This window comes from Leptotrichia sp., assembly GCF_057270615.1.
In genome coordinates, this window is record NZ_DBHIXN010000150.1 from 1 (window position 1) to 1,091 (window position 1,091).

Consider the following 1,091-nt stretch of genomic DNA (forward strand, 5'->3'; position numbering starts at 1 on the left):
TTCTTTAATGTCAAGTTTGTTGATACCAGTAGCGGTAGCTATTAATTTTGCGGGTTTTGGAATTGTTAAATTATTGCAAATTCCAATATTTTTAGATTCGATTGGATCGGTATTTATTAGCCTTATTGCAGGGCCTTGGGTTGGAATAGCAACAGCAGTTATTACAAGTCTTATTACTGGAAGTTTTTCTCCTGAATATTTTGCTTTTATACCAGTAGGAATATGTAACGCTCTGGTTGTAGGATTAGTAGGAAAAATAAAAACTAAAAATTTAATAACTAAGACAATCATAGTAAGTTTGGCATTAGCTTTAACATCAATACTTGTATCTATTCCTATAATTATTAAAGTTTATGGTGGATTTACAGGAAATGCTTCATCTACAGTAGTAGTTTTATTCAAAAGTTTAGGATTTAGTTTAGGACAGGCAGTTGGGATAGCTACTATGTTGACAGAAGCTACTGATAAAATTGTAACTACAATAATTTCTATGTTAATTATAAAAAGTATGTCAGATAGATATTTAATAAAATTTAAGTATGGTGGAAATTATATTTATAAAAAAAATGGAGAATAAAAAATTATGATTAAAAATTTTTTGAAAAATTTATATCCTCTTACAAAATTTTATTTGGCAGTATCTTTATTAATTTCAGCATTTATTTTGCCAAATTATATTTATGGATATTTATTGATATTAATTTGTGGAATTATTGTCTATTTTTATGGAAAATTAGGAATTTATCTAAAAAGAGTATTTTTTAGCTTGTTTTTTTTAACTTTAATTATATTTGCTGTACAGGGACTTATGATACCTTCTAATGAGATTATGGCAAAATTTGGTTTTATTACAGTATATAAAGCTGGAATAATAACAGCGGCAAAGCTAACTTCTAAAATTTCAGCTTTAGTTTCTACTGTAACGATGCTGACACTGGTATCAAAAGCTAAAGAATTTACGGTAGCTCTAGAAAAAAAAGGACTTAATTCAAAAGCTGCGTTTATACTTCTCTTATCGCTTCAAATGATTCCTGAAATGAAAAAACAGTCAGATGTTATTATGGATTCACAAAAGGCAAGAGGTGTGGAAA

2 protein-coding genes are annotated in these 1,091 nt (G+C 27.8%); both read left to right on the forward strand.

The window, feature by feature from the left end; genetic code table 11:
• A partial coding sequence (locus ACO409_RS11025) for an ECF transporter S component (protein ID WP_485557215.1) occupies window positions 1–577 on the forward strand: 577 nt, incomplete at its 5' end.
• A 6-nt stretch (window positions 578–583) separates the two neighbouring features.
• The coding region (locus ACO409_RS11030; protein WP_485557217.1) for an energy-coupling factor transporter transmembrane component T at window positions 584–1,091 on the forward strand (508 nt) is incomplete at its 3' end.